The sequence below is a fragment of the Reyranella humidisoli genome (assembly GCF_019039055.1).
Taxonomy (GTDB): Bacteria; Pseudomonadota; Alphaproteobacteria; order Reyranellales; family Reyranellaceae; genus Reyranella; species Reyranella humidisoli.
Genome location: NZ_JAHOPB010000001.1, coordinates 291008 through 304632 on the forward strand (window position 1 = coordinate 291008; position 13625 = coordinate 304632).

The 13625-nt window shown below is 68.1% G+C and carries 11 protein-coding genes; 2 read left to right on the forward strand and 9 right to left on the reverse strand.

Annotation, left to right across the window (positions count from 1 at the left end):
* Positions 1-3: 3 nt before the first annotated feature.
* The 6 genes from sucD to zapE form a co-directional block, all read right to left on the reverse strand.
* On the reverse strand, positions 4-879 hold the full coding sequence (sucD, locus tag KQ910_RS01430; protein WP_216956366.1) for a succinate--CoA ligase subunit alpha: 876 nt from the start codon (positions 877-879) through the stop codon (positions 4-6).
* Positions 879-2075 carry an ADP-forming succinate--CoA ligase subunit beta gene (gene sucC / locus KQ910_RS01435; RefSeq protein ID WP_216956368.1) on the reverse strand — a complete coding sequence of 399 codons (1197 nt, stop codon included), beginning with the start codon at positions 2073-2075 and terminating at the stop codon, positions 879-881. The genes sucD and sucC overlap by 1 nt, the downstream gene beginning before the upstream one ends.
* A gap of 159 nt (positions 2076-2234) precedes the next feature.
* Entirely contained in the window at positions 2235-3197 is a 963-nt protein-coding gene (mdh, locus tag KQ910_RS01440) for a malate dehydrogenase (protein ID WP_216956371.1), read from the reverse strand.
* Between the two features lie 71 nt (positions 3198-3268).
* Complete coding sequence (locus KQ910_RS01445) at positions 3269-4129, reverse strand: alpha/beta fold hydrolase (RefSeq protein WP_216956374.1); 861 nt, start codon at positions 4127-4129, stop codon at positions 3269-3271.
* Positions 4130-4137: 8 nt separating this feature from the next.
* A complete protein-coding gene (locus KQ910_RS01450; RefSeq protein WP_229600292.1) occupies positions 4138-5028 on the reverse strand; it encodes a dienelactone hydrolase family protein in 891 nt (296 codons plus the stop codon).
* Positions 5029-5096: 68 nt separating this feature from the next.
* The gene (gene zapE, locus KQ910_RS01455; protein ID WP_229600293.1) at positions 5097-6257 is read right to left on the reverse strand and encodes a cell division protein ZapE; all 1161 of its coding nucleotides are present in this window, start codon (positions 6255-6257) and stop codon (positions 5097-5099) included.
* Between the two features lie 51 nt (positions 6258-6308).
* Here zapE and fmt point away from each other — a divergent pair, with 51 nt between their 5' ends.
* Positions 6309-7271, forward strand: a complete 963-nt coding sequence (fmt, locus tag KQ910_RS01460; protein WP_216956375.1) for a methionyl-tRNA formyltransferase — start codon at positions 6309-6311, stop codon at positions 7269-7271.
* Between the two features lie 4 nt (positions 7272-7275).
* Positions 7276-8064, forward strand: coding sequence for a tRNA pseudouridine(38-40) synthase TruA (gene truA / locus KQ910_RS01465; protein ID WP_216956379.1), 789 nt, complete (start codon positions 7276-7278; stop codon positions 8062-8064).
* Here truA and KQ910_RS01470 read toward each other — a convergent pair.
* From KQ910_RS01470 to KQ910_RS01480, 3 genes are all read right to left on the reverse strand, one after another.
* Positions 8014-8598, reverse strand: a complete 585-nt coding sequence (locus KQ910_RS01470) for a hypothetical protein (RefSeq protein ID WP_216956382.1) — start codon at positions 8596-8598, stop codon at positions 8014-8016. The genes truA and KQ910_RS01470 overlap by 51 nt on opposite strands.
* Positions 8599-8606: 8 nt before the next feature.
* Positions 8607-9794: a succinyl-diaminopimelate desuccinylase gene (dapE, locus tag KQ910_RS01475; protein WP_216956385.1), complete on the reverse strand. Its 1188-nt coding sequence runs from the start codon at positions 9792-9794 to the stop codon at positions 8607-8609.
* A gap of 158 nt (positions 9795-9952) precedes the next feature.
* Entirely contained in the window at positions 9953-13609 is a 3657-nt protein-coding gene (locus tag KQ910_RS01480) for a chromosome segregation SMC family protein (protein ID WP_216956388.1), read from the reverse strand.
* Between the last annotated feature and the right edge of the window lie 16 nt (positions 13610-13625).

Consider the following 13625-nt stretch of genomic DNA (forward strand, 5'->3'; position numbering starts at 1 on the left):
TTGTCAGCCCTTCATGGCCTTAAGCATTTCCTCGCCCAAAGCCGCGGGAGACTCCGCAACCCTGATGCCGGCCGCGCGCATGGCCGCGACCTTGAACTCGGCCGTATCGTTGCCGCCCGAGATGACCGCACCGGCATGCCCCATGCGGCGGCCCGGAGGCGCCGTGCGACCGGCGATGAAGCCGACCACCGGCTTCTTCGTGCCCGACGCCTTCAGGAACTCCGCGCCCTTCACCTCGGCGTCACCGCCGATCTCGCCGATCATCACGATGCCCTCGGTCTCGGGATCGCGGATGAACATGTCGAGGCACTCGATGAAGTTCGTGCCGTTCACCGGATCGCCGCCGATGCCGATGCAGGTCGTCTGGCCGAGACCGGCCGCCGTCGTCTGCGCCACCGCTTCGTAGGTGAGCGTGCCCGAGCGCGAGACGATTCCGATCTTGCCGCGCTTGTGGATGTGGCCCGGCATGATGCCGATCTTGCACTCGCCGGGCGTGATGACGCCGGGACAGTTCGGGCCGATCAGCCGCGACTTCGACGCGGTGAGCGCGCGCTTCACCTTGACCATGTCGATCACCGGGATGCCCTCGGTGATGCAGACGATCAGGGGGATCTCGGCGTCGATCGCCTCGAGGATCGAATCGGCCGCGAACGGCGGCGGGACGTAGATCACCGACGCGTTGCAGCCGGTCTTCTCGACCGCCTCGGCCACGGTGTCGAACACCGGCAGGTCGAGATGCTTGGTGCCGCCTTTGCCCGGCGTCACGCCGCCGACCATCCTGGTGCCGTAGGCGATCGCCTGCTCGGAATGGAAGGTGCCCTGCGAGCCGGTGATGCCCTGGCAGATGACCTTGGTGTTCTTGTCGACCAGGACGGCCATCAGTTGCTCTCCTTCACGGCCTTGACGATCTTCTCGGCGGCGTCCGCGAGGTTCTCCGCCGAGGTGATCTTGAGGCCCGATTCCTTGAGGATCTTCTTGCCGAGGTCGACGTTCGTGCCTTCCAGCCGGACGACCAGCGGGACGTGCAGGTTGACCTCGCGCGCCGCGGCGACGACGCCTTCGGCGATCACGTCGCAGCGCATGATGCCGCCGAAGATGTTGACCAGGATGCCCTCGACGTTGGGGTCCTTGAGGATGATCTTGAAGGCCGCCGTCACGCGCTCCTTGGTGGCGCCGCCGCCGACGTCGAGGAAGTTGGCGGGCTCCGAACCGTAGAGCTTGATGATGTCCATGGTGGCCATCGCGAGGCCCGCGCCGTTCACCATGCAGCCGATCTGGCCGTCAAGCTTCACGTAATTCAGCGCGTACTTGGCGGCCTCGGTCTCGGCCGGATCCTCCTCGTCGACGTCGCGCAGCTCTTCCACGTCCTTGTGACGGTAGAGGGCGTTGTCGTCGAAGTTCATCTTGGCATCGAGCGCGACGATGTCGCCCGCACCGGTGACGACCAGCGGGTTGATTTCGATCAGCGAGGCGTCGAGATCGACATAGGCCTTGTAGAGATTGCCCAGCAGCGTGGTGAAGGCGCCGACCTGCTTGCCGCTGAGGCCCAGCGCGAACGCGATCTTGCGGCCCTGGTAGGCCTGGTAGCCGGCGGCCGGATCGATCGCCTGGGTGACGATCTTCTCGGGCGTCTCGTGCGCCACGGTCTCGATGTCCATGCCGCCCTCGGTCGAGGCGACGACGGCGATGCGGCCGACGGCGCGGTCCACCAGCATCGACAGGTAGAGCTCGCGTTTGATGTCGCAGCCGTCCTCGATGTAGAGGCGCTTCACGGTGCGGCCCGCCGCGCCGGTCTGCTTGGTCACCAGATCCTGGCCCAGCATCGCCGCGGCCTGCGCGCCGACATCCTCAGGGGTCTTGGAGATGCGGACACCGCCCTTGCCCTGCGGATCGTTCTTGAAGTGGCCCTTGCCGCGTCCGCCGGCATGGATCTGCGCCTTCACGACCGTGACGGGACCGCCCAGCTTGCGGGCGACGTCCATCGCCTCGTCTTTGGTGTAGGCAACGCCGCCCTTCAGCAGGGGGATGGCGAATTTGGCCAGGAGCGCCTTGGCCTGATACTCGTGGATATTCATGGGGTCCTATCGTTGGGACGGCGTTTGAACCGCGGCCCCTCAGTTTTTAAACGCAACTGACCAAGGGATGCGGCACTTTATGAGCGCCACAGGCCCTTGGCAACGATGGATCGATGAACCTTACGGGTCGTTCGACGAAAGTCGAAAGACCATATTTTCTTAACGGCCAACGATCTTGTTGGTGGCGTCGATCAGCGACTGCACGGCGGCGACCGACTTGTCGAACATCGCCTTTTCGTCGGCGTTGAACTCGACCTCGACGATGCGCTCGACACCCTTGGAGCCGATCACGACCGGCACGCCGATGTAGAGACCCTTCACGCCGTACTCGCCGTTCAGCTTCGCGGCGCAGGGAATGACGCGCTTCTTGTCCTTGAGGAAGGACTCCGCCATCGCGATCGCCGAAGCGGCCGGGGCGTAGAAGGCCGAACCGGTCTTGAGGTGGGCCACGATCTCGGCGCCGCCGTCGCGGGTGCGCTGGACGATCGCCTCGAGGCGCTCCTTGGTGGTCCAGCCCATGTCGACGAGATCGTGCAGCGAAATGCCGCCGACCGTCGAGTAGCGCAGCAGCGGGACCATCGTGTCGCCGTGGCCGCCCAGCACGAAGGCCGTCACGTCCTCGACCGAGACGTTGAACTCCTCGGCCAGGAACAGGCGGAAGCGGGCGCTGTCGAGCACGCCGGCCATGCCGACGACCTTCTCGGGCGCGAAGCCGGTGACTTCCTGCATCAGGCCGACCATCGCGTCGAGCGGGTTGGTGATGACGATGACGAAGGCGTTCGGGGCATGCTGCTTGATGCCCTTGCCGACCGAATCGATGACCTTGGCGTTGATGCCGACCAGGTCGTCGCGGGTCATGCCGGGCTTGCGCGGCACGCCGGCGGTGACGATGACGACGTCGGCGCCCTCGATGTCCTTGTAATCCGAGGAGCCGCTGTACTTGGTGTCGAAGCCCTCGACCGGGCTGAGCTGGGCGATGTCGAGCGCCTTGCCCTTGGCAGTGCCTTCGGCGGCGGGAATGTCGAACAGGACGACGTCGCCCAGTTCCTTCTGGCCGGCGAGCAGCGCGAGCGTGCCGCCAATCTGTCCGGCGCCGATCAGCGCGATCTTCTTGCGAGCCATGCGAAAAACTCCCGTTCTTAAAGGCGCCGCGTGGTAGCGCGATTCGCCCCAGGCAGCAAGGCAGACGGGGTTCAGACCGGGTGTTTCGCCAGGTGCGCCAACAGGAGATCGGTCGCCTTGCCCGGCGCCTGGTCCATCACGAAATGGCCTACGCCCGGCAGCACTTCCATGGCGAAGGCCGGCTTCACGAAGTCCGCCGTGCCGTAGGCCGCGTCGGGTCCGACCGTCGCATCGGCGTCGCCCCATATATAGAGCGTCGGCACCGCGATGGTGCCGATATCGGCGGCCAGTCCCTTGTTGGAGCGATACCAGGCCAGCGCGGCTTCGAGCGCCTCGGGATTGCCCAGCACCGACAGATGCTCCTCCAGCGCCTGCGACGGCACGCCCTGCCCGAACAGCCCGTCGCGCAGGCGCTTGGCGTTGTCGGCCAGCAGCAGCTTGCCCGTTTCCGGCTCGAGGAAGGCGCGGTGGTGGCGCGATCGATGCTTCTGGTCGCCGTCTTCCTTCAGCAGCGCGGCGCGGAACGATTGCGGATGCGGCCGCGACAGGATGGTGAGCGAGGCCAGGCGGTCGGGATGGGCGCCGGCGACGCCCCATGAAACCTGGCCGCCCCAGTCGTGGCCGACCTGGTGGAAGCGCTTGCCCTCGTAGCCGGCCGCCGCCGCGATCTCGATGGCGTCGCCGATCAGCCGGTCGAAGGTGTAGTTCGAAAGGTCGGCCGGGTCGGGCCGCGCCCCGGGAGAGTAGCCGCGCTGGTCGGGCGCGACGGCACGATAGCCGTGCGCCGCGAGCGCCGGCAGAGCCGCGCGCCAGCTATGCCGCGATTCGGGAAACCCGTGCAGCATCAGCACGAGCGGCCCACCGACCGGACCTTCGACATAAGCGGTGAATGTCAGGCCCGATCGGGTCTTGATCTCGATGGTCTCGGTCATAAGACCGATCAGACACCGTTGGCTTTGAACCAGGCAAGCGCCTTCTTCCAGGCGTCCTCCGCCTGGTCCTTGCGATAGGACGGGCGATAGTCCGCGTTGAAGGCGTGCGGCGTGTCGGGATAGGTGTCGATCTGCGACTTCTGGGCGGCCGGGCTGCCGGCCTTCAGCGCCGCGCGCATCCTGTCCACGGTATCGTTCGGGATTCCGGTGTCGGCACCGCCGTAGAGGCCGAGCACCGGCGCCTTCAGATCCTTGGCGATGTCGACCGGGTGCTTCGGCGTCAGCGGCGTCGAGTCGCCGACGACGCGGCCGTACCAGGCCACGCCCGCCTTGAGGCCTGCGTTGTAGGCGGCATAGAGCCAGACGATCCGGCCGCCCCAGCAGAAGCCGGTGATGCCGAGCTTGGCGGTGTCGGCCTTGCCTTCACCCTTGGCAAACGCGACCGTTGCGTCGAGATCGCCCATGACCTGCTCGTCGGGCACCTTGGACACGATCTCGCGCAGCAGCGCCTGCACGTCGGTCAGGGACTTCGGATCGCCTTGGCGGAAATAGAGTTCCGGCGCGATGGCGTAGTAGCCGGCCTTGGCGAAACGGCGGCAGAGATCGGCGATGTGCGCGTGGACGCCGAAGATCTCCTGCACGACGACGATGGTGCCGAAGCCCTGGCCCGAGGCCGGCATGGCACGGTAGGCGTCCATGTCCTTGCCGTCCTTGGTCTTCACCTTGACCGTGCCCGCGGTGAGGCCGTCAGCCGGCGTGGTGATCATCGTCTGCGCCTGGACCGGCTGGACCGACAGAGCGAAGGTGGTGCCCAGCGCCGCGCCGGTCGCCGTCGCCTTCAGCGCCCCGCGCCGCGACAGGCCGCCCTCGGCCAGGGAAATCATGCGATCGCCGTCCATGTTTTGACTCCTGCTTCTGAAAAACGTCGCAGAGCCTATGCTGCAGGCCGACCGGCCCACAATCACAATTAGGCGATGTGCTCCAGGTTCAGATACTCCGGGCTCTGCATTTCCATGAGGCGCGACACGGTGCGCTGGAACTCGAAGGACCCGTCGCCCTCGGGATAGAGATTGCCCGGGTTTGCCGCTGCCGAGCAGATGAACTTCACCTTCTTCTCGTAGAAAGTATCGATCATCGTCACGAAGCGGACCGCCTTGTCGCGGCTGTCCGGTCCCATCTTCGGTACTTCGGCCACGATGACCGTATGGAAATTGTCGGCAATGCAAAGAAAGTCCGCCGCGCCCATCGGCCTGGCGCACCAGTCCATGAAATGCGCCATGGCGACGCCGGGCGCCGCGCGCGGCACGTCGACGTCGCGGCCCTGCGTCCGCAGCACGCGCGGCTCGCCGTCGGCGCCGTTGCTCAGGGCGCGGAAAGCCTCGTCGAGTTTCTTGGTCGCCCAGGCGCCGAGCGGCGTCAGATAGAGGTCGAGCTCGCGCAGCCGGCCCATCCGGTAATCCTGCGAGCCGCCCAGCTCCAGCACTTCGAGCCGCTGCTTCACCAGTTCGATGAAGGGCAGGAAGCGGTCGCGCTGCAGGCCGTTCCTGTAGAGATCGTCGGGCGCACGATTGGAGGTGGCGATCACGGTGATGCCCTCCTCGAACAGCGTCTCGAACAGCCGGCCGAGGATCATCGCATCGGCGATGTTGGTCACCTGGAACTCGTCGAAGCAGAGCAGCCGCGTCTCGGCCGCGATCTCCCTGGCGATGGGCACGATCGTGTCGGATTCCGGCGGCGCCCCCTTGGCGGCCAGCTCCTCGCGGCGGCGGTGCAGCCGGGCCTGCACCTCGAGCATGAATTCGTGGAAGTGGACGCGGCGCTTCCGGGCGACCGGCGCATCGGCGAAGAACAGGTCCATCAGCATGGACTTGCCGCGGCCCACCGAGCCCCAGATGTAGAGGCCGTGCGGCCCCTCCGGCGGCTTCGGCGCATGACCGAGCCCGAGCCGGGCGAGCAGGCCCTTCTTCGCAGGCTGCGCGGCGGCCATCGCGCCGAGCTGGTCGTGAATCGCCTGCAGCCGCAGGACGATCTTCTCCTGCACGGGATCGGCGTGGATTTCGCCGGCGGCACGGCGCGCGGCGAGATTGGCCATCGGGCCGTTGCCGGTCGAGGGGGAACTGGACTCCATTGCGGCGGCATACCTAGCTCACCGCCGCCCGGCTGCCTATAAGGTGCGGCGATGAAGATTGCGTTCCTCGGCACCTCCGCCTTCGCCGTTCCCGCGCTCCGCGCTCTGGTCGAGGCCGGCCACGACGTCGCCGCCGTCTATACAAGGGCGCCCAAGCCCGCGGGCCGCGGCCAGCAGGAACGCAAGACGCCGGTCCACGAACTCGCCGACCAGCTCGGCCTCCCCGTGCGCACGCCGCGGACCCTGAAGACCGACGAGGCTGCACAGGCCTTCAAGGCGCTCGACCTCGATGCCGCCGTCGTCGTCTCCTACGGGCACATCCTGCCGAAAAGCTTCCTCGACGCGCCGGTCATGGGCTGCCTCAATATCCATGGCTCGCTGCTGCCGCGCTGGCGCGGCGCGGCACCGATCCATCGCGCGATCCTGGCCGGCGATGCGGAGACGGGCGTCACCACCATGCGCATGGACGAGGGCCTCGACACCGGTCCCATGCTGCTGGCCGAAAGCACGCCGATCTCCGCCGCCGACACCGCACAGAGCGTCCATGACCGGCTGGCCGATCTCGGCGCACAGCTGATCGTCTCGACCCTCGACGGGCTGCTGCGCCGGAGCATCGAGGCCGTCGACCAGCCGGCGGAGGGCGCCACCTACGCCCACAAGCTCGGCAAGGAGGAAGGGGTGCTCGACTGGCGCCGGCCGGCCGCCGAACTCGAGCGCAAGGTGCGCGGCTTCCATCCCTGGCCCGGCACGTCCTTCGACGCTCCCAAAGACGGTGGAGCGGAGCGCATCAAGGTCCTTGCGGCCGCGCTGACCCTGGCCGGCGGTCCGCCGGGCAGCGTGACGATCGCGCGCGACGGCTTTCCCGTCGTGACCTGCGGCGTCGGCGGCCTGAAGCTGCTCAAGCTGCAGCGCCCCGGCAAGTCGGCACAGTCGGCGGATGCTTTCCTGCGTGGCTTCGCACTGGGCAGCGGAACAGTGCTGCCCTCACCCGCCGCCCTGTCGCTGCCGACCTGACGCCGTGCCGCGCTACAAGCTCACGATCGAGTACGACGGCGAACCCTTCGTGGGATGGCAGCGCCAGCCCAACGGTCCCTCCGTCCAGGCCGCACTCGAAGAAGCCGTGTTCGCCTTCACCGGCGAGCGTCCACCGGTGCAGGCCGCCGGCCGCACCGACACCGGCGTTCATGCGCGCGGTCAGATCGTCCATCTCGATCTGTCGAGCGAGCGGCCGGTCGAAACCATCCGTTCCGCCATCAACTTCCACCTGAAGCCGCAGCCGGTTTGTGTCCTCGTCGCGGAGCTGGCGCCCCCGGGTTTCCACGCGCGTTTCTCGGCGACGTGGCGGCGCTACCGCTACCGCATCATCAACCGCCGGGCCCCGCCCGCCCTCGATCGCGGCCAGCTCTGGCACGTGCCGGGATCGCTCGACGTCGACCTGATGGCGGACGCGGCGAGCGTGCTGGTGGGACATCATGACTTCAACAGCTTCCGATCGACGTCGTGCCAATCGCCCTCGGCACTGAAGACGCTCGACCTGCTGCAGGTGACGCGTCATGGCGAGGAGATCCATGTCGATGTCGGCTCGCGCTCCTTCCTGCACAACCAGGTGCGCATCATGGTGGGCACACTGCATCTCGTCGGGCGCGAACAGTGGACGCGCGGCGACGTCGAGACCGCGCTCGCCGCTCGCGACCGCGCACATGCCGGACCGACGGCGCCGCCGCACGGCCTCTGCCTGATGGAAGTGCGCTACGAGCTAGGCGCCGACCGCAAGAGTGACGCCGAGGAAACGGTCGACGATCAGTGACAGGAAGAGCGACGGCACCCAGTTGACGATCAGCAGGAGAAACGCGATCGGCCAGCTCGCGCCCACCATCGTCCGCGTCGTCACCAGGAACCAGTAGAAGAAAAGCCCCTGCAGGCCGAAGCGGATAAGTTCTCCCAGTACCGCGGGCAACAAGGTGGCCAGGACTATTCCGAACACGGCCACGATCATCGCCGGCAGGTTGACCCAGTTGAGCGCGGAAACGTAGCGGGGAAAGAAGCCGAGCCAGTTCCGACGCCGCGCGATCTCGTAGAACAGGACGGGGAACAGCAGCCAGTCGACGACGTATCGCAGCGCCTCGACCAGCACGATCTCGAACTCGTCAGCGGTCGACGAGACGCTGGTATAGCGGATCAGCATCAGGATGGTGTGCAGCGGCGCCACCAGGATCATCACCTGGAAAGAGCGCACGCAGGCTTCCCGCGTATTGTCGAAGTAGGCGGGTGCCGCGGGATCGCGCTTCAGGAGCCCGATCGCACCCTGCATGCCCCGGGCGATTTCAACGGCGTCGAGCACGCTCGGCCTCAGGCCACGAAGTAACGGTCGAGCACCGTTTCGTAGACGCGCGCGAGTTTCTTGAGATCCTCGACGGCGCTCTTCTCGTCGACCTTGTGCATGCTTTCGCCGACGAGCCCGAACTCGAGCACCGGGCAGTAGCTGCGGATGAAGCGCGCATCCGAGGTTCCGCCGGTCGTCGACAGTTCGGCCTCGACGCCCACGACGTCGCGGACCGCGCCTGCGACGAGGTCGCTGAGCGGACCCGGTGGCGTGTAGAACGACTCGCCCGACACTTGGACGCTGTATTCGACGGTGCCGTTGCCGCCCAGCGCCTCGTTGGCGCGCTCGATGCGCTCCTTCAGGTGCGCGAGCAGGGTCTTCGAGGTCCAGAGATCGTTGAAGCGGGTGTTGAAGCGCGCCCTGGCAGTGCCCGGCGCGATGTTGGTCGCGGGGTTGCCCACATCGACGGTCGTGAACTGCAGCGAGGTCGGCTGGAAGTGCGTGCTGCCCTTGTCGATCGGCTCGCGCACCAGCGCCTCGATCATCGCCGACAGTCGGTGCACAGCGTTGTCGAGCCGCTCCGGATAGGCGACGTGGCCCTGCACGCCGCGCACGATCATGTCGACGTTCATGCTGCCGCGGCGGCCGATCTTCATCATGTCGCCGAAGCGCCTGGAACTGGTCGGCTCGCCGACGACGCAGGCATCGATCGTCTCGCCGCGCCCGGCCAGCCGCTGCAGCATCTTCACGGTGCCGTTGATCGCGGGACCTTCCTCGTCGCCGGTGATCATCAGGCTGATCGAACCGCCGAAATCCCGGCCGCGCCTGGCGATGAAGCGGGCGGCCGCGTCGGTGAAGGCCGCGATCGCGCCCTTCATGTCGGCCGCACCGCGGCCGAACAGATAGCCGCCGGACAGTTCGGCGGCGAACGGCCCGATCGTCCACGAGGAGAGATCGCCCACCGGCACGACGTCGGAATGCCCTGCGAAGCAGAAGTGCTTCCCGCCGGTGCCGATGCGCGCATAGAGGTTGGCCACGTCGTCGGTGCCGGCTTCGGTGAAATCCATGCGCTCGCACGCAAAGCCGAGCGGTTCCAGGATGCCCTGGAGCAACTGCAGGGCGCCGGCTTCGCGCGGCGTGACGCTCTCGCAGCGGACGAGCGTGCGCGTCAGTTCGATTACATCGGTGACGTTGGAGCTGAGCGTATCGGGCATGGGCCGGACACTACAGCCCCGCCCCTGCCCTGAGAAGTGCGGCCCCGGGAAGTGCTGCAAAAGAAAAAGGGCGCCGGCTCAGGCCCGCCGACGCCCAGTCTTTTGAGAGAGAGGAAGATAGTCTTGCTTGTTTTAGGCTGAACTCTTTCGGCTGGCCCTCAGGCCACCATCCGGTCGGCCTCCTGCAGGTTGACCGAGACGAGCTGGGACACGCCCCGCTCGGCCATGGTCACGCCGTAGAGGCGATCCATGCGGGCCATGGTGACGCGATGGTGGGTGATGATCAGGAAGCGCGTGTCGGTGCGGCCGGCGATGTCGTTCACCAGGCCGCAGAAACGCTCCACGTTCAGATCGTCCAGCGGCGCGTCGACTTCGTCCAGCACGCAGATCGGCGCCGGGTTGGTCATGAACACCGCGAACAGCAGGGACAGGGCGGTCAGGGCCTGCTCGCCGCCCGAGAGCAGCGACATGACCTGGAGCTTCTTGCCCGGCGGGCTGGCATGGATTTCAAGGCCGGCCTCGAGTGGATCCTCCGACTCGGTGAGCCGCAGTTCGGCCTTGCCGCCGCCGAACAGCTTGGTGAAGAGCTGCTGGAAGTGGCCGCTCACCTGCTCGAAGGCGGCGAGGAAGCGTTCGCGGCCCTCGCGGTTGAGGCTCTGGATGCCCTGGCGCAGGCGGCCGATGGCGGCGACCAGGTCGTCGCGCTCGGTCGTCATGCCGGTGATCTGCTGCTCGAGTTCGTTGGCCTCTTCCTCGGCCCGCAGGTTCACGGCGCCCATCGTCTCGCGCTCGTGCACCAGGCGCTCGAGCTTGTGCTCGGCCTTGTCGAGTTCCGGCAGCTCCTCGAGCGACTGGACCTCGGCCAGCGCCACCACGCCGTCGGGCTCGCAGCGCAGCCGCTCGACGATGCGCTCGACGACGGCTTCGCGGTCCTTGGTCGCCTGCTCGACGAGGCCCTCGCGGCGCACGCGGCTCTCGCGGGCGTTGCCCATCTCGGTCTCGGCCTGACGCAGTGCCCGGTCGGCATCGGCGAGGCGCGTCTCGCCGATGACCAGCCGGTCGGCGGCTTCCTGGCGGTTGGTCTCGGCCTTCTCGATTTCCTCGCCGAGAACGAAACGCTTCTCCTCGATCTCGGCGGGCTTGGCAGCAAGCTCGGCGATCGCTTCCGCGGTCTGCTCGCGGCGCGCGTCGAGTTCGACGATCTGGCCGTCAGCCTCGGCCAGGCGCTTGCTCCAGCCTTCGTGGTCCTGCGCGATCTGGGCCAGACGCTCGACCCGCATCTTCGATTCGCGCGCGAGGCGGTCGCACTGGCCCTCGGCCTCGACCAGCGCGGCACGCAGCTCGGCGATACGCACGCGCAGCGACCCGGCGGCGGCGCGATCGGCCTGGGTATCGGAGATCGACGACAGGCGCGCCTCGCGGAAGGTACGGCGCATCTCGACTTCGGCGATGTCGCCCAGCACCTCGGTCACCACCGTCTCGATGCCGTTGAGGCGCGTGCGCAGCTGGTCGGTGCGACGGGCGATCTCGACATGACGGTCGCGCGCCTGCGTGGCCAGGCGCTCGGCGGTCCCGATGGCCGCCTGGGCGGCGCGCTCGGCGGCGCGGGTCGCCTCGCCGGCATCCTGTGCCTTGCGGCGCGCGGCGTCGGCCACGCTGCGCTCGTTGGCACGGGCCTGGTCGACGCAGGTCTTCTCGGCATCGCGGGCCGCAGCGAGCCAGGTCTTCTCGGCATCGACGCGGGCCTGCTCGATCGTCTGCTCGGCGACGACGCCGTCGATCTGATAGCGGAGCTCGGCCAGCCGGTTGCGCTGGCTCAGCCGCACGGCGGCGGTCGACGGCGCGCCGGCGCGCATCGTGTAACCGTCCCAGCGCCAGACGGCGCCTTCGCGGGTGACGAGCTGCTGGCCGGGCTTCAGGCTCGACTGCAGCGCCGCGCCGGTTTCGTCGTTGGCCACGATGCCGATGAAGGCGAGACGGCGGGCCAGTTCCGGCAGTGCCCCGACATGGGCGCCGAGCGGGGTCGCACCCTCGGGCAGGGCAGGCGTGTCGGCCATCGGATCGAGCGGTAACCAGTGCACCGGCGCGCCACGATCGGACGAGGCCTCTAGTTCGTCGCCGAACGCCGCGCCCAGCGCCTTTTCGTAGCCGGGCTCGACGCTCAGCGCGTCGAGCAGCGGCGGCCACAGCGAGTCGGCCGCCGACTTCAGCGCGGCGGCGACACCCGATTCTTCGGCGCGCAGCTTGGTCAGCCGCGCATTGGTCTTCTGCAGCGTCTCGACGGCAGCGGCGTGGCTCGCTTCGGCAGCCTCGCGCTCGGCGGCGCGGGCGCGCTCCATGTCGAGGCGCTCGGCTTCGGCCTTGGCGACGGCCAGGCGCGCGGCGTCCGATTCGTAGCGCTCGGCCTCGCGGGCGGCTTCGATGGCCTCCTGGCTGCTGAGGCGCGTCTCTTCCAGCGCGACCCGGGCGGCTTCGAGCTCGGCCTCGACCTCCGGCAGCGCCGGCAGATTCGAGAGCTCGGTTTCGAGCTGGTGCTGCTGCGCCAACACCTCGTCACGGCGCGACGACAGGCGGCGCAGCCGGTCCTGCAGTTCGGCGATCTCGCGCGACACGCTCTGGCGCAGCGCTTCGTCGTCGGCGATCTGGCGGGTCAGCTGGTCGTGCTCGGCCTCGGCAGCGTTCGTCTCGGTGCGCGCCTCGTCGCGCGCCTGCCCGGCGGCCTCGGCACGCTCCTCTTCGCCCACGCGCTCCTCTTCGAGGCGGCCCCGCTGGGTTTCGAGATCGCCAATGGCGGTTTCGGCGTCGTTCTTGCGGCCCTGCTCGCGCGTGAGATCCTGCACGGTCTGCTGCAGGCGGGTTTCCGCCTGGAACTGCGCCGCGGCGACGCGCTCGGCCTCGGCGGTCAGCGCATCGTGTGCCACACGCAGGCGCTGCAGGCCGGCCGCAGCGGCGGCCTCGTCGTTGCGCAGCGGCGGCAGCGCCGTCGCGGCCTCGGCCTGAGCGGTGGTGGCGAGGCCGACCAGCCGCGTCAGGTCGGCGACCTGCGCCTCGGCCTCCTTCAGGCGCTCCCCCGAATCCGCCAGATCGCGCTCGGCATTCGCCAGCTTCAGCGCCAGCACGGCGGCTTCCGCGCGCCGGATATGGTCGGACAGGTTGCGATAGCGGCTGGCCTGGCGGGCCTGGCGCTTCAGTCCCTTGTGCTGCTCTTCGAGCGCGACGAGCACGTCCTGCACGCGGGCGAGGTTCTGCTCGGCGGCGCGCAGGCGCAGCTCGGCCTCGTGACGGCGGGCGTAAAGACCGGTGATCCCGGCGGCCTCGTCGATCACCGAGCGGCGGTCGGCCGGCTTGGCGTTGATCAGCGTGCCGATTCGACCCTGGCTGACCAGCGCCGTGGAGCGCGAGCCCGTGGCGGCGTCGGCGAACAGCGTCTGCACGTCACGGGCGCGGATCTCGCGGCCGTTCACCGAGTAGGCCGAACCGTGGCCGCGTTCGATGCGGCGCACGACGTCGAGCTGGTCGGTGTCGTTCACCATCGCCGGCGCGGTGCGCGTCTTGTTGTCGAGCGACAGCATCACCTCGGCGATGTTGCGCGCCGGCCGCTGGCCGGAGCCGGCGAAGATGACGTCTTCCATCTCGCTGCCGCGCATCTGCTTGGCGGAGGTCTCGCCCATCACCCACTTCAGGGCCTCGACCAGATTCGACTTGCCGCAGCCGTTGGGCCCCACGATCCCCGTCATGCCAGGCTCGATCGTGAGCTCTGTCGGATCGACGAAGGACTTGAAGCCGGAGAGCCGGAGCTTGTCGAACTGGACCATTACACCACGCCTGTCT